Raw genomic sequence first — 26490 nt, 5'->3', positions numbered from 1 at the left:
TGCTTAGCGTCGGGTTAAGTCGCCCGCAGCGGGCTGTCCGAACAGATCGAGCTGCGAATCGTTGTGGGTCGGCTCTTCCGCCGTGCTTTCGACAAGCGGCGTTTCAGTAGCCGCCTCAGCTTTCGCGACCCGCACCGGCGCGAGCTCGCTGAGCTGCTCGACTTGTGGCGCGGTCACCTCGCTGACACCGGTAGCCACTGCGGATTCGACCTCGGCGGCGACGGGACGCATGCTCTCTTCGAATTCGCGCGCCTGCTCGCGGATCGAGCTTTCGACTTCACGCGCCGACTCAACCACTTGAGATTGCAGGCGACGCATTTCGTCGAGCTGGATCTCACGGCTGATGTCGGCTTTCACCTCCGCAACATGGCGTTGCATGCGGCCGAGCAGATGCCCGATCGTGCGCGCAACGCGCGGCAGCTTTTCCGGGCCGATGACAACCAGCGCCACCAACCCGATCACCATCAGCTCGGAGAATCCAACGTCAAACATGCAAGGGCTCGCTCAGAAACGGAAAGGGCGCCGCCAGCGGCGCCCTGCAGTCGATCACGCAGAGGGCGATCAGCTCTTTTCCTTCTCGCGCGCAGGGGCGTCGATGGTCTGCTTGGCGATCTGAGCCGTGTCGGCCGAACCCGCGGCCGCATCGCTGCCTTCACGCATGCCCTGCTTGAAGCCCTTCACCGCGCCGCCAAGATCCTCGCCGATGTTGCGAAGCTTCTTGGTGCCGAACACGAGAAGAACGATGACCAGCACGATCAGCCAGTGCCAGATGCTGAATGAACCCATTTGAAGCGCTCCTCAATACTTGATCATGGCTGGCAACGGTGCACCGCCGCCAATGATGTGGGCGTGGAGATGATACACCTCCTGTCCACCCACCTTGCCCGAGTTGATGATCGTGCGGAATCCATCGGTCGCGCCTTGCTCGGCAGCAATTTTTCCCACGACGGAGAAAAGGCGTCCCAGCACTTCGGCGTCGTCAACCGTCGCAGTAGCGAGCGACTCGATGTGTTGTTTCGGGATTACAAGCACGTGCACCGGGGCGATCGGACGGATGTCCTTGAACGCCAGCACGAGTTCGTCTTCGTAGACTTTTGCCGCCGGGATCTCTCCGCGTGCGATGCGGCAGAAAATACAGTCGCTCATGGCTGCACCCGGGCGGCCTTTTCGTCGATGCCCGAGATGCCCTCGCGACGACGGAATTCGACCAGCACATCGTCAACCGACAGGCCGAACTGGGACAGCAACACCATGCTGTGGAACCAGAGATCCGTCACTTCGTAAACGATATGGCGCAAGTCACCATCCTTGGCGGCCATGATGGTCTCGGCCGCCTCTTCGGCGACTTTCTTGCAGATCGCGTCGGTCCCCTTGGCATACAGGCTCGCGACATAAGAACTGTCCGCCGATGCACCCTTGCGTTCGGCGAGCGTGCGCCCGAGGCGCTGCAGCACTTCCGGGTCGATCATTTGTAGATGTCCTTCGGGTCTTTGAGAACCGGATCGACCGCCTGCCACTGCGCACCATCGTGCAGGCGGGTGAAGAAGCAGGAACGCCGACCAGTATGGCAAGCGATGCCGCCCTCCTGCTCGATCTTCAACAGCACGACATCGCCGTCGCAATCGAGGCGGATTTCGCGCACGCGCTGCACATGGCCCGACTCCTCACCCTTGTGCCAGATCTTGCGGCGCGAACGGCTCCAGTACACCGCCTCGCCGGTCTCGACGGTACGAGCCAGAGCGTCGCGGTTCATCCATGCGAACATCAGCACGTCGCCGGTATCGGCATCCTGCGCGATCACCGGCACGAGGCCCTGGTCGTCCCAAGTGACTTCGTTGAGCCAGCGGGTTTCCGTCACGGCCGCATTCACAGTCGCACCTCGATGCCTTGGCTACGCATGAACTCCTTGGCTTCGCGCACCGTGTGCTGGCCGAAGTGAAAGATGCTCGCCGCGAGCACCGCGTCGGCACGGCCTTCGGTGACACCGTCGGCCAGATGCTGCAGATTGCCGACACCGCCGCTCGCGATGACGGGAATCGACACCGCATCTGACACTGCGCGCGTCAGGCCAAGGTCGAAACCGTTCTTCGTGCCATCGCGATCCATGCTGGTCAGCAGGATCTCGCCCGCGCCGAGTGCCGCAACCCGCTGCGCCCACTCGATGGCGTCGAGCCCGGTGTTTTTGCGGCCGCCATGCGTAAAGACCTGCCACTTGCCCGGCGCGACCTGCTTGGCATCGATCGCAACGACGATACATTGCGAGCCGACCTTGCCCGAGGCATCCGCCACCAGTTGCGGGTTGTTCACGGCGGCGGTGTTCATCGAAACCTTGTCGGCCCCCGCGTTGAGCAGGCGCCGCACATCGGCGACTTCACGCACGCCACCGCCGACCGTCAGCGGGATGAAAACCTGCTCTGCGACCTGCTCAACCACATGCAGGATGATGTCGCGGTCGTCGGAACTGGCCGTGATGTCGAGAAAGGTGATCTCGTCCGCGCCCTGGTCATCGTAGCGACGCGCGATCTCAACCGGGTCGCCCGCATCACGCAGCTCGACGAAGTTCACGCCCTTGACCACGCGCCCGGCGTTGACATCGAGACAGGGGATGATGCGTTTGGCCAGCATGAATCAGCCTTCCGTCACGCCGTTGAGCTCATCGGCGCGCGCCTGCGCGACCTTGAAGTCGAACTTGCCTTCGTAGATCGCACGGCCGGTAATTGCCCCGATCACGCCCTCTTCTTCGACCGCGCACAAGGCGTCGATATCGGCAAGGCTGCCGATGCCGCCGCTGGCGATCACAGGAATGCGCAGCGCCTGGGCGAGCTTCACGGTGGCTTCGATATTGACGCCGCCGAGCATGCCGTCACGGCCGATGTCGGTGTAGATGACCGATTCGACACCGTAATCCTCGAACTTCTTGGCGAGGTCGATCACGTCATGGCCGGTGAGCTTCGACCAGCCATCCACCGCCACCTTGCCATCCTTCGCGTCGATGCCGACGATGATATGGCCCGGGAAGGCGCTGCACGCATCGTGCAGGAAACCGGGATTCTTCACCGCGGCGGTGCCGATGATGACGTAGCTGATGCCATCGTCGAGGTAACGCTCGATCGTATCCAGGTCACGAATGCCGCCACCGAGTTGCACCGGGATGTCATCGCCCACGGCAGCGACGATCTGCTTGATGACGCCTTCGTTCTTCGGCTTGCCGGCAACAGCCCCGTTGAGATCGACGAGGTGGAGCCGACGCGCGCCCTGGGCGAGCCAGTGGCGAGCCATTTCAGCCGGATCTTCAGAAAATACGGTCACATCTTCCATGTCGCCCTGTTTGAGGCGCACGCAGTGTCCGTCCTTGAGGTCGATCGCGGGAATCAGGAGCATAGTCAGGTCAACGCAGCTAGGTTGGTAGTTGGCGCGCCCGAAGCAACACGGCTTCGATCCATTCGCACCTGTTGGAAGTTGGAACCGGCCTCAGGGCTTCCAGCGCACGAAGTTCGCGAGCAGCTGCAGCCCTGCAGCAGCGCTCTTCTCCGGGTGGAACTGGGTCGCAAAAATATTATCCCGCGCCACCGCACTGGTAAAGGCAATGCCGTAGTGCGTGCGAGCCACCGCATCGGCCGCGTCGCGCGGCGCGCAATAGAAGCTATGCACGAAGTAGAAGCGGGCGTTCGGCGCGATGCCGTCGAACAGGGGATGCGCGCGCAGCGCCTCGACCTCGTTCCAGCCCATATGTGGCACCTTGAGATGACTTCCGTCTCCGGCCGTCATGGCCGAAGAGAACTTCGGCACCTCACCACCGATCAAGCCGAGGCCGGCGGTGTCGCCCTCCTCGCCATGATCGAACAGCATCTGCATCCCGACGCAGACGCCCAGAAACGGCTTGCTGCGCGAAGCACGTTCCACCGCATCGCGCAGGCCACGCGCGAGGAACTCGCGCATGCAATCGTGCAGCGCGCCCTGCCCCGGCACGACCACGCGATCGGCGGCGTCAAGCTGAGCCGGCTCGGCAGTAACAATCACCTGCGCCTCAGGCGCAACATGCTCGAGCGCCTTGGCCACCGAGCGCAGGTTGCCCATCCCGTAATCAACAACGGCAATCTTCATCGCGACCTCAGAGCGAACCTTTGGTCGACGGCATCATGCCCGCAGCGCGGGGGTCTTCCGTCGTTGCCATGCGCAGCGCACGGGCAAAAGCCTTGAAGATGGTTTCGCACTGGTGGTGCGCATTGCGACCACGCAGGTTATCGATATGCAGCGTGACACCAGCGTGGTTCACAAAGCCCTGGAAGAACTCGTGCACAAGCTGGGTATCCAGCCCGCCGATCATGCCCGCCGTGAAGTCGCAGTGCAGTTCGAGCCCTGGACGACCGGAAAGGTCGACCACAACGCGCGACAGCGCCTCGTCGAGCGGCACATAGGCGTGACCGTAGCGGGTAAGACCTTTCTTGTCGCCGACCGCTTTGGCGAAGGCCTGGCCGATCGCGATACCGACGTCTTCCACCGTGTGGTGGCCATCGATATGCAGGTCGCCTTCACATTGAACGTCCAGGTCGATCAGGCCGTGGCGGGCGATTTGATCGAGCATGTGATCAAAGAACCCGATTCCGGTGGCGAGCTTGGACTGACCGGTGCCGTCCAGGTTGAGCCGCACGGTGATACGGGTCTCGAGCGTGTTACGGGTGACTTCGACTTGCCGCATGGCGCACTATCGGGCGGGAACGCCCATCGGGGGTTGGGATCGAAGGGCCATGATAGCATTGCCTCGTTGCGCCGCAGCAGTGTTGCAGGCTCGCCACGACCCCCGAATTTTCCACCCGCCAAGATCACCATGAGCCGTTTCTGGAGTGACGTCGTCCGAGGCCTGACGCCGTACGTACCGGGCGAACAGCCCAAGCTGGCCAACCTGGTCAAGCTCAATACCAACGAGAACCCCTACGGCCCGAGCCCCCGTGCGCTGGAAGCCATCGCCGCCGAGGCCGGGGACTCGCTGCGCCTTTACCCGGATCCGAACGCCGATCGGCTCAAGGCCGCGATCGCCGTCCACCATGGCATTACCCCGGCGCAGGTATTCGTCGGCAATGGTTCGGACGAAGTACTGGCGCACGCCTTCATGGCGCTGCTCAAGCACGACGCGCCGTTGCTGTTTCCGGACATTTCCTACAGCTTCTATCCGGTCTATTGCGGCCTTTACGGCATCGAGCCGGGCATCGTGCCGCTCGATGACCATTTCCGCATCCGCATCGACGATTACATCGGCCGCGCCAATGGCGGGATCATTTTCCCGAACCCGAACGCACCGACCGGCAGCCTGCTGCCGCTGAGCGAAATCGAACGCCTGCTGGAACACAACACCAATTCGGTCGTCGTCGTTGACGAAGCCTATGTCGATTTCGGCGGCGAGAGCGCAATCAGCCTGATCGATCGCTTCCCCAATCTGCTGGTGGTGCAAACGCTATCGAAGTCGCGCTCGCTCGCAGGCCTGCGTGTTGGCTTCGCGGCGGGCCATCCTGATCTGATCGAGGCCCTTGAGCGGGTGAAGAACAGCTTCAACTCCTATCCGCTTGACCGGCTGGCGATCGCCGGCGCGGTCGCGGCGTTTGAAGACGACGCGTATTTCCGTGCGTGCTGCGACAAGGTCGTCGCGAGCCGGACGCGGCTCGTGGGCGCACTCGCAGGCCTCGGTTTCGAGGTGCTGCCGTCCGCCGCCAACTTCATCTTTGCGCGACATCCGCAACGCGATGCCGCTCAACTCGCGGCGCAACTGCGCGAACGCAGCATCATCGTGCGGCACTTCCGTCAGCCGCGGATCGAACAGTTCCTGCGCATCACGATCGGCACCGACGCGCAGTGCGACACGCTGCTGCAAGCACTGGCCGAGATTCTCGCCGGCTGAGCTGGCGCACCGGCATAAGTAAAACGGCCGCCCGAGGGCGGCCGTTTTGTTTCAGTCCGCTTCGACCCGCAACTCGGCGGATCTCGCGTGTGCCTGTAACCCTTCGCCGTGCGCGAGGATTGACGCTGTTTTGCCCAGGCGCTGCGCGCCAGCCTTCGACATCCGGATCACCGAGCTGCGCTTCTGGAAGTCGTACACGCCAAGCGGCGACGAGAAGCGCGCACTGCGAGAAGTCGGCAGCACATGGTTCGGGCCCGCGCAGTAGTCCCCCAGCGCCTCAACCGACCAGTGGCCAACGAAAATCGCGCCGGCATGACGGATCTTTGCGACCAGCGGGTCGGCGTCCTCGACCGACAGCTCCAGGTGCTCGGGCGCAATCTGGTTCGCGATCTCGCAGGCCTCATCGAGATCGCGCACTCGAATCAACGCGCCGCGGTTATCGAGCGAGGTGCGGATCGTTGCGGCACGCGGCATCGTCGGCAGCAGCTTGTCGATAGACGCCGCCACTGCATCAAGGAAGGCCGCATCGGGACACAATAAAATCGACTGCGCCATCTCGTCGTGCTCGGCCTGCGCGAACAGATCCATCGCCACCCAATCGGGGTTGCCACTGCCATCGGAGATGATCAGCACTTCGGACGGGCCGGCCACCATGTCGATGCCCACCGTGCCAAATACGCGACGCTTGGCTGCCGCCACATAGGCGTTGCCCGGGCCGACGATCTTGTCCACCTGGGGGATCGTCTGCGTGCCGTAAGCCAGCGCAGCAACCGCCTGAGCGCCGCCGATCGTAAACACGCGATCGACGCCCGCCACCGCAGCAGCGGCCAGCACCAGCGCATTGCGCTCGCCGCGCGGCGTCGGCACCACCATGATCAATTCGCGCACACCCGCGACTTTGGCTGGGATCGCGTTCATCAGCACCGAGCTTGGATACGCCGCCTTGCCACCGGGAACGTAGAGTCCGGCGCGGTCAAGCGGGGTGACCTGCTGACCAAGACGCGTGCCGTCGGTCTCTTCATAGTCCCAGCTCGTTAGCGGCTGGCGCTCGTGGTAGGCGCGGACCCGTGCGGCAGCCTCTTCGAGTGCGGTGCGCTGCGCCGCCGGCAAACCCGCCAGGGCCGCATCGAGATCGGCGCGGGAGAGTTCGAGTTCGGCAAGCGACGCGGCCTCCACGCCGTCGAAACGACGGGTGTAGGCAAGCACCGCCGCATCGCCCTCAAGGCGCACAGCGGCCAGGATTTCGCTGACCGCGCGCTCGACCGCTTCATCCGTCGATGCCTCGAACGCGAGCAACTTTGAAAGCCGCGCGTTGAAACCGGCTTCGGCCGACGAAAGACGCAGGATTCCGGTCATTTGACCACCCCGGCAAACGCATCAATCACAGGTTGCAGCAGCGCATGCTTCATCTTCAGCGAAGCCTGGTTCACCACCAGCCGCGAGCTGATCGCCATGATTTCCTCAACCTCGACCAGATTGTTCGCGCGCAGCGTGCCGCCGCTGGAAACCAGATCGACGATCGCGTCAGCCAGCCCGACCAAGGGCGCGAGTTCCATCGAGCCATACAGCTTGATCAGGTCGACGTGCACACCCTTGCTCGCGAAGTGGTCGCGCGCAGTTTGCATGTACTTCGTCGCGACGCGGATACGCGCACCACGCTGCACCGCCGCGGCGTAGTCAAAGCCTTTCGGCACCGCAACGCACATGCGGCAGCGCGCGATCTTCAGATCGAGCGGCTGGTAGAGCCCTGCGCCACCGTGTTCGATCAGCACGTCCTTGCCGGCAATGCCGAGATCGGCCGCGCCGTACTGCACATAGGTCGGCGTGTCGCTCGCACGAACGATGACCAAGCGGACGTCTGGCCGGTTGGTGTCGATGATCAGTTTGCGCGACTTCTCCGGGTCATCGATCGGCGTGATGCCGGCGGCAGCCAGGAGCGGCAGCGTGTCTTCAAAGATGCGCCCTTTCGAGAGCGCAAGCGTGATGCCATCAAAGGCCATATCAGCTCACCCGCTTGACCGTGGCGCCCAGCGCGCCGAGCTTCTCTTCCAGCCGCTCGTAACCGCGATCGAGGTGGTAGATGCGGTCGACCAGGGTTTCACCCTCGGCCACGAGGCCGGCGATGATCAGGCTGGCCGATGCACGCAAATCGGTCGCCATCACCGTGGCGCCCTGCAGTTTGTCGACGCCGGTCACGACCGCGGTATTGCCGTCGATACGGATGTTGGCGCCGAGGCGGATCAGCTCGACCGCGTGCATGAAGCGGTTCTCGAAGATCGTCTCGCGGATGATCGCGGTGCCGTCAGCCACCACGTTGAGCGCCATGAACTGCGCCTGCATATCGGTCGGGAAGGCCGGATACGGTGCCGTGCGCAAACTGACCGCCTTGAGCCGTGCGGGGGCCTTGAGCGTGATCGCGTCGCGCTCCGAACCGATTTCGCAGCCGGCGTCCATCAGCTTGTCGACGACCGAATCGATGTAGTTCGTGCTGGTGCCGGTGAGGCGTACCTGGCCGCCGGTGACCGCCGCGGCGCACAGGTAGGTGCCGGTCTCGATGCGGTCCGGCATGATGCGGTGCGTCGCGCCATGCAGCTTGGCGACGCCACGGATACGAATCACGTCGGTACCGGCGCCGGAAATCTGGGCGCCCATCGACACGAGGCAGTTGGCCAGATCCACCACTTCCGGCTCGCGTGCGGCGTTCTCGATCACCGTCTCGCCCTCGGCGAGACAGGCCGCCATCATCAGGTTCTCGGTGCCGGTCACGGTGACCATGTCGGTGAAGAGCCGCGCACCGCGCAGCTTGCCGACCTTGGCGTCGATGTAGCCGTGCTCGACTTGCACTTCGGCGCCCATCGCCTGCAAGCCCTTGATGTGCTGATCCACCGGCCGCGCACCGATTGCGCAGCCACCCGGCAGCGACACCTTGGCATGACCGACGCGCGCCATCAGCGGGCCGAGCACCAGCACCGCAGCACGCATGGTCTTCACCAGCTCATACGGCGCGAGCGGGTTGTCGAGGCCCTTGGCATCCAGCGTCACGGTGTCGCCATCGCGCTCGACCTTCACGCCCATCTGCGCGAGCAGCTTGAGCATGGTGCCGATGTCGTTGAGACGCGGCACATTGGTCAGCACTAGCGGTTCATCCGACAGCAGCGCGGCACACAGGATCGGCAGTGCGGCGTTCTTGGCGCCGGAGATGGCGACTTCGCCGGCGAGCGGGCGGCCGCCGGTAATCAGCAATTTGTCCATCTTATTCGCCGAGCTCCTTGCGGAACGCGGCCCATTGTTCGGGGGTGTAGGTAGTCAGCTGCAGCGCGTGAATCTCGTTGCCCATCAGCGGGCCCAGCGTGGCATAAACCGCCTGATGCTGGCGCACCCTCGGTTTGCCTGCGAACTCGGCGCTGACAACGATGCCGGTGAAATGCACACCGTCGTCGCCCTGGATCTGGATGAAATCGCAGGGCAAGCCTTGCGACACGAGACGTTCGATTTCTTCAGCCTGGAACATGATCTTCTTGGTTGGTGGCGACGCGAACGTTCGCCGTCAGCCGCGCAGCTTGTACCCGGACGCCAGCATGCGCAGCGTCAGGGCCGCAAGGACGGCCAGAAACACGGAAACGATCGAAAGACTCAGCCACGGCGAGACATCGGAAACACCGAAGAAGCCGTAGCGGAAACCATCGATCATGTAGAAAAACGGGTTGAAATGCGATACCCGGTGCCAGAAAACCGGCAACGAATGCACCGAGTAGAACACGCCGGCCAGCATCGTGAGCGGCATGATCAGGAAATTCTGGAAGCCGGCCAGCTGATCGAACTTCTCGGCCCAGATGCCCGCGATCATGCCGAGCGACCCCAGGATCGCGCCGCCGGCCAGCGTGAAGGTCAGCACCCACAGCGGCGCCTTCGGTGCGACGAACACAAAGATCAGCGACGCAAGCCACACGCCAAAACCGACCAGCACGCCACGCAGCACCGAAGCCAGCACATACGCGGCGTAGAACTCGCGATACGAAATCGGCGGCAGCAGCACGAATACGATGTTGCCGGTGATCTTGCTCTGGATCAGTGATGAGCTGCTGTTGGCGAAGGCGTTCTGCAGCACCGCCATCATCACCAGCCCGGGGACGAGAAAGGCGGTGTACTCGATGGCGCCATACACGGTGACATGCGGATCGAGCACATGCGAGAAGATCATCAGGTACAGCACGGTCGACAGGACCGGCGCACCGATGGTCTGGAAACTGACTTTCCAGAAGCGCAGCAACTCCTTGTAGAGCAGCGTTTTGAAGCCCGAGAGGTTGACGCCGCTCATCCGGCCCTCCGCATCACGTCGACAAAGACCTTTTCGAGGTCCGGCTGACCCACTTCAAATTCGGAAATCGCGGCGCCGGCGTCACGCAGCGCCACGAGGCGGTCGAGCAGGACCGTGTAATCGTCCGAGGCGAACACCCAGTGATCACCGTCGCGCTCGGGCGCCGCGCCGGTCAAACCGGCCGGCAAGTCGCCGGCGATTCTGACGCGCAGCGTGTGGCCATCGACCGCGCGCAGAAGATTCGCGGTGTTGTCGAGGGCAACGATACGACCTGCTTTCAACATCGCGATGCGGTTACAGAGCGTCTGCGCCTCTTCGAGGTAGTGCGTCGTCAGCACGATCGTGTGACCTTGCTCGTTGAGTTTGCGCACAAAGGCCCACAAGCCCTGCCGCAGCTCCACATCCACGCCGGCCGTCGGTTCATCCAGCACGATCACTGGCGGGCGATGCACCAGCGCCTGCGCGACCAGCACGCGGCGCTTCATGCCACCGGACAGTTGGCGCATGTTGGCGTCGGCCTTTTTCGTCAGATCGAGGCTCGCGAGCAGTTCATCGATCCAGTCGTCGTTGCGCTTGAGGCCGAAGTAGCCCGACTGCAGGCGCAGCACTTCGCGCACCGAGAAGAAGGGATCGAACACCAGTTCCTGCGGCACGACGCCCACCATGCGACGCGCTTCGCGGTAGTCGTCGACGACGTCATGCCCCATCACGCGGATGGAACCTGCGCTAAGGCGGATCAAGCCCGCCAGGGCCGAGATCAACGTGGTCTTGCCAGCACCGTTGGGGCCCAGCAGCGCGAAGAACTCACCCTGCGCCACATCGAGATCAACCCCGCCAAGCGCCTGCAGGGCGCCGTAGTGCTTGACCGCCCCGCGAACCGAGATCGCGGCGGTCACTGTGCTGCCTCGCCGAGCGGCAACACGTCTGCCAGGTCATAAAGTGCTGCGAGCGAGCGCAGCTGCGGCGGCACGCCTTCGATACGAAGCGTGCGCCCGCTTCCGGCTGCGCGCATCCACGCCAGCACAACGGCCAGCGCCGCCGAATCCACCGAGCTCACGCCGGACAGGTCGATCACGCGGCCCGCACTGCATTCGACCTGCCCGCACAGGCGCCGGCCGGAGTCCAGCAAGCTGGCGGCCGTCTCCATCGTGATCGGCCCTTCGATGATCAGGCGCTCGCCTTCCTCGCGGATCATTTCTTTGCCGCGCCCTCGCCGCCAGCGGCGTTCTGTGCGTTCTTGCTACGCAGCGACTTGATCAGTCCGTCGATACCGCCGGCCTTGATCTCTTCACCGAACGCATCGCGGTAATTCGTGATCAGGCTGACGCCAGCGACTGCCACGTCGTAGACCTTCCACTCCTCACCCTTCTTGTACAGCGTGTAGTCCACCGAATCCGGCGGTGAGCCCGCCTTGCGGACCTCGGAGCGCACGGTGACTTCGGTGTCTTCCGGTTTCAGCTTGAGCGGCTTCACGGTGATCTGGTGATCCTTGAATCGCACGATCGCGTTGGCGTAGCTGCGCACCAGCAGGGTCCGGAACTCGGCGGTGAGATCCGTCTTCTGCGCCGGCGTAGCGCTGCGCCAGTCGCGGCCGACCGCGAGCGAAGTCATGCGTGCGAAGTCGAAGTTCGGCAGTACCTTGGCGTCGATCAGCTCGAGCGTCTTGCGCATGTCGCCGGACTGGATGGCCTTATCCTGCCGCACGATCGTCTGCACATCGGTGGCCACCGAGCGGATCAGCTCATCCGGGGCGGTAGCCGCCAGGGCGAGCTGCGCGGCACCAACACCCGCCACGATCAGCGCGCTGGTGAAGATCCTGTTGAAGAACCTGCGGTTCATGCTTACTCCTTCTTCGTGACACCCGCGTCAGGCGCGGCGTCGGTTTCATCCCACACGTCGTCGTCCCCTTTGGGGCGCGGCGGATTGCCGTCGTACACAAGGTTCTGCCTGCGTTGCAGGTAGAAGTTGCGGATGAAGACGTACTTGTCGAGGGCGGCCTCATCGAGAGCCTTCTCGGCATCAAGCAGATTGGCGCGGTCGTTCACAACTTCAAGCCCTGCGAGCGAATTCCGCACCGCAACGCTTTCGATCACGAGATGGCGCCCGCCGGTGTAGTAGTCGACCGGCAAGGCCGCCGTGTCACGCAGCGTGCTCGGGCCCAGCAGCGGTAGCACCACATAAGGCCCGCTCGACACGCCCCAGCGACCGAGTGTCTGGCCGAAGTCCTCGTTGTGACGCTCCAGCCCGAATTCCGAGGCCACATCAATCACGCCGAGGATGCCGAACGTGGAGTTGAGCGCGATCCGGCCGACATCCGACGCGGCCTCGCCCAGCTTGCCCTGCAGCAAATTGTTGATGACGTTCGGAATATCGCGGAAGTTGTTGATGAAGTTGCCGAAGCCCACCCTCGCAGGTAGCGGCACGGCCGCGGCATAGCCCTGCGCGAGCGGCTTGAGCGCGACGCGATCAAGCCCGTCGTTGAAGCTGTACATCGCCCGATTGAAGGGCTCGATCGGGTCGGCCGTCTGCGCCACCGCGGGCACGGCTTGCATCAACAGCCAGAGCCCTGCGGCGAAAATCGAAGCGCGCATTACTTGCCTCCTTGGGCTCCCTCGGACGCCTTGTCGAACAGGAAGCGTCCAATCATGTCCTCAAGCACCATTGCCGATTGGGTTTTCGTGATGGTGTCACCGGACTTCAGGTTCTGTTCGTCGCCACCCGGCTTAAGTGCAACATATTGTTCGCCAAGCAGGCCGGCGGTGTTGATGGTCGCAAAGGTGTCGCGCGAGAAGGCGTAGCGCCCATCTACCGAGAACGTCACGGTGGCCTGGAAATGCTCGGTGTCGTAGCGGATATCCGTCACACGGCCAACCAGCACGCCCGAGGCCTTCACCGGCGCACGCACCTTGAGCCCGCCGATATTGTCGAAGCGCGCATGCACCTGATAGGGCTGCTGGATCTTCTCGCCACCGAGGTTGCCCACCTTGAGCGACAGGAACAGCAACGCAATGATGCCGATCACGACAAAAACGCCGACCCCGAGGTCGATCGTGGAACGATTCATGAAAGCTCCCGAAACATGAACGAGGTCAGCACAAAATCGAGCGCCAGAATCGCCAGCGCCGAACTGACCACGGTGCGGGTAATCGCGCGCGAAATGCCTTCGGCCGTGGGCACGCAGTCCCAGCCTTCGAACACCGCAATCAGCGACACCGCCACCCCAAAAACGAAACTCTTGATGACCCCGTTGACGATGTCGTAGCGGAAATCCACGGCCGCCTGCATTTGCGACCAGAACGAACCGCCATCCACACCGATCAGCACGACGCCGATCAGCCAGCCACCGAAGATACCCATCGCCGAGAACAGCGCCGCGAGCAAAGGCATTGCGAACACGCCCCCCCAGAAGCGCGGCGCAACGACGCGGGAGATCGGATTCACCGCCATCATGTCCATCGCCTTGAGCTGCTCGGTCGTCTTCATCAAGCCGATTTCGGCTGTCACCGCAGTGCCAGCGCGGCTCGCAAACAGCAGGCCGGCCACGACGGGGCCGAGCTCGCGCGTCAAAGACAGGGCCACGAGCGTGCCGAGCGCGTCACTGGAACCAAAGCGCTGCAAGGTTTCAAAGCCCTGCAGGCCGAGCACCAAACCGACAAACAGGCCCGATACCGTGATGATGAGCAGCGACAGCACGCCGCTCATGTAGATCTCGCGCATCGTCAGGCTGCGGAAGCGCCGGAAGCTTTGCCCCGAGTACGCCAACAAGCCAAAGAAGAAGCGCGCGGCAAAACCGAGCCGCCAAACCGCGTTGATTGCCCAAGCGCCGAGCCGGGATACCGTTTTACGCATCGCGCTCAGACCCCTTCTGCTCGCAGCAGGCTCGCCGCGTAGCCCGGAGCCGGATAGTGGAAGCGCACCGGGCCATCCGCCTCCGAATAGATGAACTGGTGGACATAGGGATCGGACGACGCGCGGATTTCGTCCGGCGTACCCTGCGCAACCACCTTGCCCTCGCCAATGAAATACACGTAATCGACGATCGCAAGCGACTCGACAACATCGTGTGTCACGAGGATCGACGCCGCGCCCAGCGCATCGTTGAGGCGGCGGATCAGTTGCCCGATAACGCCCAGCGAGATCGGATCAAGCCCGGCAAAAGGCTCGTCGTACATCATCAGCATCGGATCGAGCGCCGTTGCCCGCGCCAGCGCCACGCGCCGCGCCATGCCGCCGGAAAGTTCGCTCGGCCGCAGCTTCGCCGCGCCGCGCAACCCCACCGCGTGCAGTTTCATCAGCACGAGATCGCGGATCAGTTCTTCCGGCAGCTCGGTGTGCTCACGTAGCGGAAACGCAACGTTGTCAAAGACAGGCAAGTCGGTAAACAGGGCGCCGAACTGGAACAGCATGCCCATCCGGCGCCGCATCGCGTACAGCGCATCACGCGGCAGCGCGGCGACGTCCTGGCCGTCCACACGCACTTCACCGGCCTGAGCGCGCAGTTGCCCGCCGATCAGCGACAGCAGCGTCGTCTTGCCCGAGCCGGAGCCGCCCATGATCGCAACCACCTTGCCGCGCGGCACGACGAGGTCGACACCACGCAGGACCTGGCGGCCCTGGTAGGCAAACGAAACATTGCGGACTTCGACAAGCGCGTCGGACACGGCGTGAAGGGGGAAGGCGGAAGGGGCGCGATTTTATCAGAGCCTGCGCCCGAACCCTCGGCAGATGTGGCGTTGCAACATCATTTACTCACGGCAACAGGTATTCACGCGAGGCGCGGCAAGCCGCTACACTGTGAGTGTCCAAATTTCGACACCTGCCGATGCCCGCTCCACCCGACGACCGCCCCCTGCTATTGCTCGTCGACGACGACACCTCGATCGTCGAGACCTTGGCATGGGCGTTCGGGCCGGATTTTGAAACGCTGACCGCCGGCTCGCGCCCGGAAGCGCTGAACTTGCTGCGTGGCTGCAAGCGGCCGATCGACGCTGCCCTGATCGACCTTGGTCTGCCGCCGGTGCCGCATCGCCCGGACGAGGGCCTTGCGCTCGTCAGCGAGCTGATCGCTGCGGCGCCCGACCTGCATATTGTTGTGCTCTCCGGCCAGGACGCGATGGCGAGCGCCCGCCACGCCCGCGCGATCGGCGCCTTCGAGTTCCACCCCAAGCCCTCGGCGCCGCCCGTGCTGCGGGAAGCCTTGCTGCGTGCCGTAGCGCGCACACGCCAGGCGCGTGCCCGCAAGCCTGACGCGGTAAAGCTTGTCGGGGAGTCGCCGGCGATCGTCGCGCTACGCCAGCAATTGCGTCGCCTGGCAGACGCCCCCTTCCCCCTGCTGCTGGAAGGTGAATCCGGCACCGGCAAGGAACTCGCCGCCCAAGCCCTGCACCAGACCGGCTCGCGGGCCGGAAAACCCTTCGTGGCTGTGAACTGTGCCGCCATCGCGCCCGGCCTGATCGAGGCTGCGCTGTTCGGCCATGCGCGCGGCGCCTTCACCGGCGCCACCGCGGCGCGGACCGGCTTTTTCGAGGAAGCGGGTGACGGCACGCTTTTCCTCGATGAGGTCGGCGAACTGCCGCTGGAACTGCAACCCAAGCTGCTGCGCGCGCTGGAGAACGGCGAGTACCTGCGCGTCGGCGAGACCGCCGCGCGGCACGCAAGCGCTCGCGTTGTCACGGCAACCAACCGGAATCTGCGCGACGAGGTGAAAGCCGGTCGCTTCCGCGCCGACCTCTACCACCGCCTCAGCGTCCTCACCCTCACGCTGCCGGCGCTGCGCACGCTGGGCGACGACCGTTTCGTGCTGCTGGAACACTACCTGCCGCAGCTCGCAGCCGAGTCCGCGCTGCCGCCCTTCGCGCTGGACCGCGACGCGCGCGCACTGTGGGGCGATTACGCATTCCCCGGCAATGTGCGCGAGCTGCGCAACATCGTGCTGCGCCTGCTGGCCCGCCACGCCGGCGAGACCGTAGGCCGCGCGCAACTCGCCGCCGAACTGGATCTCGACACCGGCCCGCGCGCCAACGCCGATGAAATCGACTCGCTGCAGGAGGGGTTCTCACTGGACGACGCACTACGCCGTACCGAGCGGCGCTATATCGAATCGGCGCTCGCGCTCGCGCGTGGCAGCATGTCGCAAGCCGCGCGTCTGCTGGGCATCAACCGCACCACGCTGTACGGACGTATCGGCGTGCTGGGCCTGCGCATGCCCGCCGGCGAAACCCGCGAGGACTGACGCGTGAGCGCGGCGATGTACCTCGAACATTACGGCCTCAGCGAGGCGCCGTTTCGAATTACCGCCGACCCCGGCTATTTCTTTTCGGGTGCCGAACGAGGGGCGACACTCGACGCCCTGCTCTTCACGTTGCGCTTCGAGGAAGGCATCGTGAAGGTCACCGGCGAGGTCGGCGCAGGCAAGACGATGCTGTTGCGGATGCTGCTGGAACGCCTGCCAGCTGAAGCGCTGCCGATTTGGCTCGCAAACCCGTCGCTGACGCCAGAGCAATTGCTGCAAGCGATCGCCCGACAGATCGGCGTGCCGCCCGATGCACAGTCCGAGAATCGCTTGCTCGACGCGATCGAGCAGCGCCTGATCGCACTCTATGGCGAAGGCCGCCGCGTCATCGTGCTGGTCGATGAAGCGCACGCCATGCCGAGCGCTTCGCTCGAGCAAGTGCGGCTGCTCTCCAACCTGGAAACGCCGCGGCACAAACTCCTGCAGATCGTGCTGTTCGGTCAGCCGGAACTCGACGCGCTCCTCGCCGGGCCGACGCAACGCCCCTTGCGCGACCGCATCACGCATCACTTCCGGCTCGCCCCCCTTAGCGCCGCCGAGACCCGCGCCTATCTGCTCCACCGACTGCAGGCCGCCGGCCACCGCGGACGCCCGCCCCTGTCAGTACGTGCGATGAATGCCATCAGCCGCAGCGCCGCCGGGCTGACGCGGCGTATCAACATCCTCGCCGACAAGACGCTGCTTGCCGGATTCGCCGCCGGGAAACACGACATTGGCCTGCGCGAAGTACGCCTCGCCGCGCGCGATGCGGGCCTGCCTGATCCGTTGCCGATACGCAGTGCGGCAGCGCTGGTCGCGCTCACAGTAATCGGAGGAGCCGCCTTGCTCTACGCAATGCCTGGCCGTATTGCCAGCGGAACCAGTGCAACTGCAGCGCCCACCGCCGCACCGGAAGTACCGGCCGCTAGGGCCGCGGTCAGCCCGGCCGCCAGCGCAGCAACGATGAAGACTGCGCCACCACATGCCGACCTGCTGGGCAGTTTTGTGGCGGAACGCTTGATGCAGTCCCGCGACTGGGTCGCGCAGAGCAAGGGGGAGCGATGGACCGTGCAAGTGGGCGCGGCGGCTCCGGAGCAGGCTCGCGAGCTTGAAGCGCTGATTCACCGTATCGAAGCGCTCGGCGACGGCACCCCGGTCAACTTGTATGCGGCGCCCGGCACCCCCGTCGGCCGCATCGGCGTCGTGTGGGGCGACTTTGCCAGCGCCGCCGAGGCACGCAGCGCGGTGGCCGCCGCGCCCGACTGGCTGCGCATCGCGCGTCCTTACGTGAGGCCGATTGCGAGCATACGGCCAGCACCCCGCAAGGCAAAAACTGCCAAGGCCGCGCCGGCCGCGGCCGAATCGAATTCGGTTAAGATGGGATTCGATCCCACCGCCCCAGAGGAAGCCGGACCCCGTCCATGATGCGACGCGCTGTTTCCGCCCTTTCCGCCGCCACCCTGCTGGGCCTGGCCGGCTGTGCGCAAAACCCCGTTCAGCCGGATGCGGCCAAACATATCGCCGCTGCGCCGGCCGCCGCGCCCACCGCAGCCGGCACACCCGCCCCGATCCCGGACCCGGTCGCGCAGAGTTTTGCGCTGCCACGGCCCAAGGCCAGCGCCCATACCGATACGCATTCGGTGGTCGTACACAACGTGAAGGTGCAGGATCTTCTGTTTGCCCTCGCGCGCGATGCCCGGATCAACGTGGATGTGCATCCGGGCCTGGAAGGCACGGTCACGCTGAACGCGCTGGACCAGACCCTGCCGCAACTGCTCGCTCGGATCGCCAAGCAGGTCGATATGCGCTGGGAAATGCAGGGCAACACCTTGCTGGTGATGCCGGACTCGCCCTTCCTGCGCAACTACAAGATCGACTACGTGAACATGAACCGGGATACCACCGGGGCCGTGTCCATCCTGAGCGAGATCGCCGCCACGAGTAGCGGCGCAGAGCGGAATGGCGGTGCAGGCCGAACCGGGGGCATCGGTGGCTCGAACAACGGCTCGTTCAGCCGGGTGGAGAACCAGTCGCAGAACCGCTTCTGGGACACGCTGATCCAGAACGTCAAGGATCTGCTGCGAGAAACCGACCGGGTGATCACCGAGCCAGCCAACACGGTGGTGATCGACGAATCCCGCCCAGGCGCAGCGCAGGCCAGCCGCCAGATGGCGCGCGGCAACGCAGCGGTGCAACAAGACAAATACCAGCTCGACCGCTGCAAGAAGCTCTACCCCGACGACGCTGACGCGATGCGCAATTGCTATGCGACAGCAACGCGGCGCGGCGCGCCGGATGGTGACAACGACGAGTCCTTGGGCCAGTGGCCGACGCAGGTTGTGCGCTTCCGCGAGTCGGCGTCGGTCATCGCGAACAAGGAAGCCGGCATTCTGGCCGTCCGTGCGACTGCCCGGCAGCACGAGAAGATCCAGGAATTCATCGACAAGGTGGTCAACAGCGCGCGGCGCCAGGTACTGATCGAGGCGACGATTGCCGAGGTCGAGCTTTCCGACAACTACCAGCAGGGCATCGACTGGAGCAAGCTGAACCTCTCTGGCACCGGACTGACGATCGTGCAGAAGGCGGCTGGCGCGATCACTGGCCCGACTTCCAGTCTGATAGAGATCGGTTTTACCTCGTCGGGCGGCAGTTTCATGGGCACGGTGAAGCTGCTCGATTCGTTCGGCACGACCAAGGTCCTGTCGAGCCCCAAGATCTCCGCACTGAACAACCAGACGGCGGTGCTCAAGGTCGTCGACAACACCGTCTATTTCACGATCAACACCACGTCGAGCCAGAACCAGACGCAAACGCAGATCACCTACGACACTGAATTGCACTCGGTGCCGGTCGGCCTGGTACTGAACGTGACACCGCAAATCGCCGACAACGACACCGTCACCCTCAACGTGAGGCCTAGCCTGACACGGATCTCGGGCTACGCGAACGATCCCAACCCGGTGCTCAAGCCACTTGGCATCACGAACCAGGTGCCGATCATCCGCTCGCGCGAGATCGATTCGGTGATCCGCGTTGAGAACGGCAACGTCGCCGTGATGGGCGGGCTGATGGAGGACGCGATCGACCTCAACAAGGACACGGTACCGGTGGTCGCCGGCCTGCCCTTTGTCGGCGCCTTGTTCCAGAACCGCAACGACACCCGCCGCAAGAGTGAGCTGGTGATCCTGCTGCGACCGACGATCGTGCGCCAGGCGAGCCTCGACGGCGACTATCGCAACCAGCGGGGCAACCTGCCCGCGACCGACTTCTTCAAAGGCGAAAGCGGGCCCAGCCTGCTCAACCTCGAACAACTCCCGTCGCCGGCGAGTACCCAGTGAGCCTGCTGATCGACGCGCTCCGCAAAGCCGAGGCAAACCGCCAGCAGGCGGGCAACGGCAATGCCACCACCGCGGCAGAAGTGGCCGAGGCGCTGACGCTGGAGCCGATCGATCTTGACAGCGCGGACCTGCCCAAGGCGCCCCCCGCCGGTGCCCCACGTACCGCGAGCGGGCCGACGCGCCCGCCACTGCCAAGTGCCACCGCGACCGCCACCGCAGCCGCGGACGAAGCGGCGCGACGCAATGCACGCCAGTTGTTCGGTGCAAAACCGGTGCGGCGCACCTCCCCCGCCTGGTGGGCCGCGGGCATTGGCGCGGCGATAGCCGCTGCCGGCGTCGGCTATGTGTGGTGGCAAACGCAACCGCGCAGCCTGGGCGTCGTCACGCCAATCAGCGGTGTCGCGCCTGCCCGTGTCACCGGCACCCCGGAACCGATCGCCGAACAAGCCGAACCGGCGCCAACCGTAGGTGCTTCGCAGCCTGACGTAACAGCGCGCAGCGCGCCCAAACCGTCGCCGGACGCACCCAAATCGCCGCCGCGTACAGTGCGCCAGCCGGTCAGCGACCTGGTTGATGGCTCCGCGGGCGCGGTGTCAGTCCGTGCTGGCGCAACTGCTGCACGCTCGCCTGCAGCGGTCGCGATCGATACCGCCTACGCGGCGTACGAACGCGGTGATCTGGTTGTTGCGCGTGCGCTGTATCAGGAGGCGCTGCGCAGCGACCCACGCGCCGCCGACGCGCTGAATGGCCTCGCCGCCACTGCGCTTCGCCAGGGCCAAACCAAGGAAGCCGAGCATTACTTCGCACGAGCACTGCTGAATAACCCGCAAGACCCGGTTGCGGCCGCCGGCATGCTGGCGCTGGGACGGGAGGCCGATCCGATCACGGCAGAAAGCCGGCTGAAGACGGCGATTGCGGAACAGCCGGAAAGCGCCGCCAACCACTTCGCACTTGGCAACCTGCAAGCCGCCGCGGGGCGCTGGCACGATGCGCAGCAAGCCTACTTTCGCGCGCACACGCTGGAGCCGGACAACCCGGACTACCTCTTCAACCTTGCGGTTGCGCTCGACCGCGTGAATCAGCCGCGGCTGGCGCGGCAGTACTACGAACGCGCGGTGCTGGCGGCAGACAAGCGACCAGCAGCCTTCGACCGTGGCGCCGCGATGCGCCGTGCGCAATCGCTCGCCAGCCAATAGCCGGATGACCGACCCGTTCTCGCTTAATCGCCAGCCCTTGGGGCAACTGCTGATCACGCAGGGCCTGATCGGCGAAGACCAGCTCCGCATCGCGCTGATGGAGCAGGCGCGCACCAACCAGGCACTCGGCAAGCTGCTCATCGAGCTGGGCTTCGTCTCGGAAAGCACGCTGCGCGATGCCTTGTCGGAAACGCTCGGCAAGCAGGCGGTCGATCTGTCGCGTGCGATTGTCGATCCGATCGCGCTGAGCCTGGTACCGCAAGAGCTGGCAAAACGGCACCGCCTGCTGCCGCTGTCGTTCGACCCGCAAGGGCGCGCGCTGACCGTGGCCATTTCCGATCTCGACGACATCGTCGCGCTCGACAAGCTGCGCAGTTCGCTGCCCGACGACATCTCGATCGAAACGCTGCTCGCCGGCGATTCCGAGATCGTCCGCGCGATCGACCAGCACTACGGCTACGAACTCTCGATTGACGGCATCCTCAACGAGATCGAGACCGGCGAGGTCGACTTCCGCAGCCTCGCGTACTCGGGCGATGAATACAGCCAGCCGGTCGTGCGCCTGGTGGACGCCCTGCTTGCCGATGCGGTGAAGCGCGAATCCTCCGACATCCACTTCGAGCCGGAAGCCAACTTCCTGCGCATCCGCTACCGCATCGACGGCATGCTGCGTCAGATCAGGGCCTTGCACCGCTCGTACTGGGCGGCGATGGCCGTGCGCCTGAAGGTGATGTCCAACCTCAACATCGCCGAAACGCGCGCGCCGCAGGATGGCCGCATCTCGATCAACATCAGCGGCCGGCCGGTGGACTTCCGCGTATCCGCACAGCCGACGATCCACGGCGAGAACATCGTGCTACGCGTGCTCGATCGCCAGAAGGGCATCGTGCCGCTCGATGATCTGGGGCTGGCCGAAACCCAGCTCGACATGCTCAAGCTGATGATCGCGCGGCCCGAGGGCATCATCCTCGTCACCGGCCCGACCGGCAGCGGCAAAACCACCACGCTTTACTCAATCCTTCGCCACATCAACGACGAAGGCATCAACATCATGACGCTGGAGGATCCGGTCGAATACCCGATGCCGATGATCCGCCAGACCTCAATTTCGGAAGCCACGAAGCTCGACTTTGCGAACGGGGTGCGCGCGATGATGCGGCAGGACCCGGACGTGATCCTGGTCGGCGAGATCCGCGATGCAGACACCGCCGAGATGGCCTTCCGCGCCGCGATGACCGGCCATCAGGTGTATTCCACCCTGCATACGAATTCCGCACTCGGCGTGATCCCGCGGCTGCTCGATATCGGCATCCAGCCGGACATCATGTCGGGCCACATCATCGGCGTGGTCGGCCAGCGCTTGGTGCGCAAACTCTGCCCACACTGCAAGCGCGCCCGCGCGCCCGAGGCCTTCGAGCTGCGATTGATGGGCATCGCGCCGGAGCGCGCACCCGCTGCGATCCATGAACCGGGTGGCTGCACGCGCTGCGAATTCCAGGGCTTCAAGGGCCGCAGCGCGATCATGGAAGTGGTGCGCATGGATGGCGACCTCGATGAGCTGGTCGCACGCCGCGCCACCTTGCGCGAGATCCGCAACGCCGCGCGCGCCAAGGGCTTCCGTACGCTCGCCGAAGACGGCGTGCGGCGCGTTCTGGACGGCACGACCTCGCTGGCGGAGCTCGCCCGCGTCGTCGACCTGACCGACCGCATGTCCTGAGGCCAGCGCAAGTCATGGCCGTGTTCGCCTACCGCGCAATGAACCGCACTGGCCGCGTGATCCGCGGCGAGATGGAAGCGATCAACCTGGTCGACCTCGAGCTGCGGCTGCGCCGCATGGACCTCGATTTCATCAACGGCGAAGCCGCCCGGACCGGCATCGCATGGCGTCGCGGCAAGATCCCGCGGCGCGAGCTGATGCACTTCTGCTTTCACCTCGAACAACTGACACGCGCAGGCGTGCCCATCCTCGAGTCGCTGTGCGACCTGCGCGACTCCACGGTACATCCACGCTTCCGCGAGATCGTGGCGGGCCTCGTCGAGAGCATCGAAGGCGGCCGCAGCCTCTCGCAAGCGATGCAGGAACAACCCAGCGCGTTCGATTCGGTGTTCTGCGCGCTGATCCGCGCCGGTGAAGCCACTGGCAACCTGCCCGAAGTGCTCGGCGCGCTCAACGAATCGCTCAAGCGCGAGGATGAACTGGCGAGCTATACACGGCGACTGGTGATCTACCCGAGCATTGTCGTGACGGTGATCTTCGCTGCCATCGGGGTGTCGATGATCTACGTGGTCCCCGAGCTATCGCGGCTGTTTCTATCTACCGGCCAGCAACTGCCGCTGCACACCCGCATCCTGATCTGGGTTTCGCAGATCGTGAGCAACTACGGCGGCTGGCTGCTCGCCCTGCTGACGGCAAGCGTGATCGGGGTTCGCCTGCTTGCGCTCAATCACCCGGGCATGCAGGTACGAATCGACCGCGCGAAACTCTCGGCGCCGCTGTTCGGCGATGTGTATCGCAAGATCGTGCTGGCGCGCTTCGCATCGCTGTTCTCGATGATGTATGGCTCCGGCATCGCGATCATCGACGCCGTGCGCATCGCGCAGGATGTCGCCGGCAACAAGCTGGTGCAACGTGCGCTCGGGCAGGTAGAGCAGCACATCGCCGAGGGGCAGAACGTCACCGCCGCATTCGGCAAGGTCGGCCTGTTTCCTCCGCTGGTCACGCGCATGTTGCGCATCGGCGAGAACACCGGCGCGCTCGACAAGGCGCTCGAGAACGTCAGCTACTTCTACGAACGCGATGTGCGCGAGTCCATCGCGCGCGTGCAGGCCATGCTGGAACCCTTGCTCACGCTGCTGCTCGGCGCCCTGTTGCTGTGGGTGATGATGTCGGTGCTGGGCCCGATCTACGACATCATTACGCGCATGAAGGTCTGACGTGTCCCTGCGCCATCTGCTCTATCTCGATTCGGGCGGGCTCGCCAGTTGGTTCTGGCAGTCAGGCGAACTCAGCCCCGGCCCTCGCTTTGAAGGTGATGACGCGGGACTGGCCAGCTTCAGCACCTGGCTTGAGCAATGCCGCGGCGCGCACTTCACGCTGGTGGCGGACTGTGTGGAAGAGGGGTTTCAGGTCGATACCACCCCGCATGTGGTCGGTCCGGATCGCCGCGCGCTGATTGCACGAAAGCAGAACCAGCATTTCTACGGCTCGCCCTACGCGACCGCGATCTCGCTCGGGCGCGAACGCGCCGGGCGCCGCGACGAGCGCATCCTGTTTGCCGCGCTGACCCGCCCCGCGCTGCTCGACCCCTGGATGGAGCGGCTGCGCACCGCCGACGTGGTGCTGACAGGCATCACATCACCCGCACTCTTGCTACAGCACGTATTGCGGCAGCACGTACGCAGCCACGCGCGCCTCCTTGTTGTCACCCTCACGCCAGCGGGCCTGCGGCAAACACTGTTTGAAGACGGCAACCTGCGTTTCTCCCGCTTGGCCACGAGCGCCGAGTCGCATACGGCGGCCTGGGGCGCGGCGATCCCGTTCGAAGTCCAGAAAACTTACCAATATCTGGTGACTCAGCGCGTCATCGCACGCGGCACCCCGATCGTCACGGCCGTGCTGGCGCACGAGGGTGACATGGCTGCGGTACGCAACGCCTGCGTGGATTCCGATGTGCTGCGTTACGTCCTCGTCGATCCGGTCGAGCGCGCGCAATCGCTCGGGCTGCGTCGCCCTCCGGCAGACTCGGACTCAAGTACCTTGCTGCTGCACGTGGCCGCGCGCGAGAACAGCGCCGCTCAGTTCGCCCCTGCGCGCGATCGGCTTGCCTGGCGCTGGTGGATCGCGCGGCGCATCGCCGTCGCATGCGGCCTCGTCGGCATGAGCGCAGCCCTGCTCTTCGCCAGCAAGACAGTATTCGACACACGGGCGCTGCGACAGTCGATCGAGGAAATCGGACTCGACACCCAAGCACGGCATCTGCGCTACGAGCGGCTGCTCGCAACCCTGCCGAAACTGCCGGTATCACTCGACGCACTTCAGGCCGGCGTCGGCGGCTTCGAACGCTTCGACCACCTGGCCCTTGGGCCTGCGGATTCACTGGTACGCCTCAGCCGCGCGATCGATCGTCACCCGGGTATCGAACTCAAGCGCCTTGAATGGTCACTCGCGGCCGAGGCGCTGGACCGCGCCAACGGCGCACGCCCGGCGAATACCACGACCGCACCGAACGCCCCATCACAGACACCGGTGCGCGACATGCTGACGCTGGAAGCCACCCTGCCCTCATCGGCCGGCCTGAGCCAACGCGAAGCGGTCATGGCAATCAACGCCCTGCTCGACGATATCCGGCGGGAAGGGGCCATCGAGGCCAGCATTGTGCGTTTGCCGTTCGAGTACACGTCGGACCGCACGTTGCGCAGCAGCACCGGGCCGCGCGAACCCGAATCGCGCTTCGTGCTCAAGGCGAGCTATCCGGAAGGGAGGCCGCGGTGATCAACGCCCCGGCCATGCGCCGCTTCGTCATCGCCCTACTGCTGGCGGCAAGCATGATCGGCATCGGCTTTGCCGCGCTGTCGGTCGCACTGCACGGCAAGGAGCAAGCCGAAATCGACTATCGCCGCGCCAACGACGAACGCACCGCGATTGCGTCGCGCCTCAGCCGCGCCCAGCAGGACGAGCCAGAGATCCGACGCGCATTGGCGCAATACGAAAACCTCCGCAAGCAGGGTGTAATCGGCCCGGAACGTCGGCTTGAATGGGCCGAAGCGCTCACGCGAGAACGCGCGCAGCGCAAGCTCTCTCAACTGGAGTTCGAGGTCGCGCCGCAACGTATGCTCTCAACCGCCACGCCGGAACTGCCGCTGCAGGCCAGCACGATGACGCTGCGCGCCCAACTCTGGCATGAGGGTGACCTCTTGCGCCTGCTTGCCGACCTTCGCGGGATCCGCAGTGCAACGGTGCTACCCCGACGCTGCACACTCGACCGCGGCACCGATGCCGCGGCGGATGGCGCTCCCGTGTCGGCGGTTTGTGAGCTAGACTGGATTACGCTTGGTACTCCAGGCCCGCACACGCCATGAAACTCACCCCCCTGATCCTTCTGCTCGCTGCCGGTACGGCATTCGCGCAAAACGCGACGCCGGACCCTTCCGCGCCGCTGGGCCGCCTGTTCAATAGTGCCGAACGACGTGCCAAACTCGACGCCATGCGCGAACGCAACGTCGAGCCAGGCGTCGCCGCGCCGGCGGAGACCGAATTACGGCTGGACGGCATCGTGCGCACCAGCGACGGCCGCAGTACGGTGTGGGTGAACGGCGTTGCACGCAATGACCGCGCCTCGGTACTCAAGATCGGCGAGCGCAGTGCGCGCGTCGCCACCGGAAACGGACAATCCATCGAATTGCCGGTCGGCGCTTCGGTCCGCATGGTTTCCGACGACGGCACACGGTGAAGTCAAAGGGCTCTGGCGGCTTCG

General features: G+C 64.7%; 31 protein-coding genes. 10 read left to right on the top strand and 21 right to left on the bottom strand.

Annotated features, from left to right (window positions below):
- Positions 1–3: 3 nt before the first annotated feature.
- From tatB to hisB, 9 genes are all read right to left on the bottom strand, one after another.
- Complete coding sequence (tatB, locus tag JY500_RS04635; protein WP_206255207.1) at positions 4–492, bottom strand: Sec-independent protein translocase protein TatB; 489 nt, start codon at positions 490–492, stop codon at positions 4–6.
- 69 nt (positions 493–561) lie between these two features.
- Positions 562–786 (bottom strand): Sec-independent protein translocase subunit TatA, encoded by a 225-nt coding sequence (gene tatA / locus JY500_RS04630; RefSeq protein ID WP_172203543.1) that lies wholly within the window; start codon positions 784–786, stop codon positions 562–564.
- A gap of 12 nt (positions 787–798) precedes the next feature.
- Complete coding sequence (locus JY500_RS04625) at positions 799–1146, bottom strand: histidine triad nucleotide-binding protein (protein ID WP_172203542.1); 348 nt, start codon at positions 1144–1146, stop codon at positions 799–801.
- Positions 1143–1469: a phosphoribosyl-ATP diphosphatase gene (locus tag JY500_RS04620; RefSeq protein WP_172203541.1), complete on the bottom strand. Its 327-nt coding sequence runs from the start codon at positions 1467–1469 to the stop codon at positions 1143–1145. Before JY500_RS04620 ends, JY500_RS04625 begins: the two co-directional genes overlap by 4 nt.
- Positions 1466–1858: a phosphoribosyl-AMP cyclohydrolase gene (hisI, locus tag JY500_RS04615; RefSeq protein WP_172203540.1), complete on the bottom strand. Its 393-nt coding sequence runs from the start codon at positions 1856–1858 to the stop codon at positions 1466–1468. The genes JY500_RS04620 and hisI overlap by 4 nt, the downstream gene beginning before the upstream one ends.
- 8 nt (positions 1859–1866) lie before the next feature.
- Positions 1867–2625 carry an imidazole glycerol phosphate synthase subunit HisF gene (gene hisF, locus JY500_RS04610; protein WP_172203539.1) on the bottom strand — a complete coding sequence of 253 codons (759 nt, stop codon included), beginning with the start codon at positions 2623–2625 and terminating at the stop codon, positions 1867–1869.
- A gap of 3 nt (positions 2626–2628) precedes the next feature.
- Positions 2629–3381, bottom strand: coding sequence for a 1-(5-phosphoribosyl)-5-[(5-phosphoribosylamino)methylideneamino]imidazole-4-carboxamide isomerase (hisA, locus tag JY500_RS04605; protein WP_172203538.1), 753 nt, complete (start codon positions 3379–3381; stop codon positions 2629–2631).
- A 90-nt stretch (positions 3382–3471) separates the two neighbouring features.
- On the bottom strand, positions 3472–4104 hold the full coding sequence (gene hisH, locus JY500_RS04600; protein ID WP_172203537.1) for an imidazole glycerol phosphate synthase subunit HisH: 633 nt from the start codon (positions 4102–4104) through the stop codon (positions 3472–3474).
- A gap of 7 nt (positions 4105–4111) precedes the next feature.
- Entirely contained in the window at positions 4112–4699 is a 588-nt protein-coding gene (gene hisB / locus JY500_RS04595; RefSeq protein ID WP_172203536.1) for an imidazoleglycerol-phosphate dehydratase HisB, read from the bottom strand.
- 129 nt (positions 4700–4828) lie between these two features.
- Here hisB and hisC point away from each other — a divergent pair, with 129 nt between their 5' ends.
- A complete protein-coding gene (gene hisC / locus JY500_RS04590; protein WP_206255206.1) occupies positions 4829–5893 on the top strand; it encodes a histidinol-phosphate transaminase in 1065 nt (354 codons plus the stop codon).
- 51 nt (positions 5894–5944) lie between these two features.
- Here hisC and hisD read toward each other — a convergent pair whose 3' ends face one another.
- Genes hisD through JY500_RS04530 form a run of 12 tightly spaced genes read right to left on the bottom strand, consistent with a single transcriptional unit; the run spans position 5945 to position 14872 of the window.
- Positions 5945–7249, bottom strand: a complete 1305-nt coding sequence (hisD, locus tag JY500_RS04585; RefSeq protein WP_206255205.1) for a histidinol dehydrogenase — start codon at positions 7247–7249, stop codon at positions 5945–5947.
- On the bottom strand, positions 7246–7893 hold the full coding sequence (gene hisG, locus JY500_RS04580; RefSeq protein ID WP_172203533.1) for an ATP phosphoribosyltransferase: 648 nt from the start codon (positions 7891–7893) through the stop codon (positions 7246–7248). Before hisG ends, hisD begins: the two co-directional genes overlap by 4 nt.
- 1 nt (position 7894) lies before the next feature.
- On the bottom strand, positions 7895–9145 hold the full coding sequence (gene murA, locus JY500_RS04575) for a UDP-N-acetylglucosamine 1-carboxyvinyltransferase (RefSeq protein ID WP_206255204.1): 1251 nt from the start codon (positions 9143–9145) through the stop codon (positions 7895–7897).
- Position 9146: 1 nt separating this feature from the next.
- Complete coding sequence (locus JY500_RS04570; protein ID WP_172203531.1) at positions 9147–9404, bottom strand: BolA family protein; 258 nt, start codon at positions 9402–9404, stop codon at positions 9147–9149.
- A gap of 36 nt (positions 9405–9440) precedes the next feature.
- Positions 9441–10211, bottom strand: a complete 771-nt coding sequence (locus JY500_RS04565) for an ABC transporter permease (RefSeq protein ID WP_206255203.1) — start codon at positions 10209–10211, stop codon at positions 9441–9443.
- Complete coding sequence (locus JY500_RS04560; RefSeq protein ID WP_206255202.1) at positions 10208–11107, bottom strand: ABC transporter ATP-binding protein; 900 nt, start codon at positions 11105–11107, stop codon at positions 10208–10210. Before JY500_RS04560 ends, JY500_RS04565 begins: the two co-directional genes overlap by 4 nt.
- Positions 11104–11406 carry an STAS domain-containing protein gene (locus JY500_RS04555; RefSeq protein WP_206255201.1) on the bottom strand — a complete coding sequence of 101 codons (303 nt, stop codon included), beginning with the start codon at positions 11404–11406 and terminating at the stop codon, positions 11104–11106. Before JY500_RS04555 ends, JY500_RS04560 begins: the two co-directional genes overlap by 4 nt.
- Positions 11403–12050, bottom strand: a complete 648-nt coding sequence (locus tag JY500_RS04550; protein ID WP_172203527.1) for an MlaC/ttg2D family ABC transporter substrate-binding protein — start codon at positions 12048–12050, stop codon at positions 11403–11405. Before JY500_RS04550 ends, JY500_RS04555 begins: the two co-directional genes overlap by 4 nt.
- Before the next feature lie 2 nt (positions 12051–12052).
- Positions 12053–12802, bottom strand: a complete 750-nt coding sequence (locus JY500_RS04545; protein ID WP_172203526.1) for an MlaA family lipoprotein — start codon at positions 12800–12802, stop codon at positions 12053–12055.
- On the bottom strand, positions 12802–13275 hold the full coding sequence (gene mlaD, locus JY500_RS04540) for an outer membrane lipid asymmetry maintenance protein MlaD (RefSeq protein ID WP_172203525.1): 474 nt from the start codon (positions 13273–13275) through the stop codon (positions 12802–12804). The genes JY500_RS04545 and mlaD overlap by 1 nt, the downstream gene beginning before the upstream one ends.
- Positions 13272–14060 (bottom strand): lipid asymmetry maintenance ABC transporter permease subunit MlaE, encoded by a 789-nt coding sequence (gene mlaE / locus JY500_RS04535; RefSeq protein WP_172203524.1) that lies wholly within the window; start codon positions 14058–14060, stop codon positions 13272–13274. The genes mlaD and mlaE overlap by 4 nt, the downstream gene beginning before the upstream one ends.
- Positions 14061–14065: 5 nt before the next feature.
- Entirely contained in the window at positions 14066–14872 is an 807-nt protein-coding gene (locus JY500_RS04530; protein ID WP_206255200.1) for an ABC transporter ATP-binding protein, read from the bottom strand.
- Positions 14873–15033: 161 nt separating this feature from the next.
- Between JY500_RS04530 and JY500_RS04525 the strand changes: the two genes are divergently transcribed.
- The 9 genes from JY500_RS04525 to JY500_RS04485 are packed head-to-tail and all read left to right on the top strand — an operon-like array spanning position 15034 to position 26466.
- Positions 15034–16443 (top strand): sigma-54-dependent transcriptional regulator, encoded by a 1410-nt coding sequence (locus JY500_RS04525; protein ID WP_206255199.1) that lies wholly within the window; start codon positions 15034–15036, stop codon positions 16441–16443.
- 3 nt (positions 16444–16446) lie between these two features.
- Positions 16447–17907, top strand: coding sequence for an ExeA family protein (locus JY500_RS04520; protein WP_206255198.1), 1461 nt, complete (start codon positions 16447–16449; stop codon positions 17905–17907).
- On the top strand, positions 17904–19820 hold the full coding sequence (gene mshL / locus JY500_RS04515; RefSeq protein WP_206255197.1) for a pilus (MSHA type) biogenesis protein MshL: 1917 nt from the start codon (positions 17904–17906) through the stop codon (positions 19818–19820). Before JY500_RS04520 ends, mshL begins: the two co-directional genes overlap by 4 nt.
- Positions 19817–21016 carry a tetratricopeptide repeat protein gene (locus tag JY500_RS04510; RefSeq protein ID WP_206255196.1) on the top strand — a complete coding sequence of 400 codons (1200 nt, stop codon included), beginning with the start codon at positions 19817–19819 and terminating at the stop codon, positions 21014–21016. The genes mshL and JY500_RS04510 overlap by 4 nt, the downstream gene beginning before the upstream one ends.
- Before the next feature lie 4 nt (positions 21017–21020).
- The gene (locus tag JY500_RS04505; protein ID WP_172203518.1) at positions 21021–22733 is read left to right on the top strand and encodes a GspE/PulE family protein; all 1713 of its coding nucleotides are present in this window, start codon (positions 21021–21023) and stop codon (positions 22731–22733) included.
- A gap of 14 nt (positions 22734–22747) precedes the next feature.
- Complete coding sequence (locus tag JY500_RS04500; RefSeq protein WP_206255195.1) at positions 22748–23950, top strand: type II secretion system F family protein; 1203 nt, start codon at positions 22748–22750, stop codon at positions 23948–23950.
- A gap of 1 nt (position 23951) precedes the next feature.
- Positions 23952–25508: a hypothetical protein gene (locus JY500_RS04495; RefSeq protein WP_206255194.1), complete on the top strand. Its 1557-nt coding sequence runs from the start codon at positions 23952–23954 to the stop codon at positions 25506–25508.
- On the top strand, positions 25505–26095 hold the full coding sequence (locus JY500_RS04490; RefSeq protein ID WP_206255193.1) for a hypothetical protein: 591 nt from the start codon (positions 25505–25507) through the stop codon (positions 26093–26095). Before JY500_RS04495 ends, JY500_RS04490 begins: the two co-directional genes overlap by 4 nt.
- Positions 26092–26466 (top strand): hypothetical protein, encoded by a 375-nt coding sequence (locus JY500_RS04485; protein ID WP_172203514.1) that lies wholly within the window; start codon positions 26092–26094, stop codon positions 26464–26466. Before JY500_RS04490 ends, JY500_RS04485 begins: the two co-directional genes overlap by 4 nt.
- Positions 26467–26490: the final 24 nt, after the last annotated feature.

The organism is Niveibacterium microcysteis, assembly GCF_017161445.1.
Taxonomy (GTDB): domain Bacteria; phylum Pseudomonadota; class Gammaproteobacteria; order Burkholderiales; family Rhodocyclaceae; genus Niveibacterium; species Niveibacterium microcysteis.
Note: the sequence above shows the minus strand (reverse complement) of the source record. Positions and strands in the feature narration are given on the sequence as shown.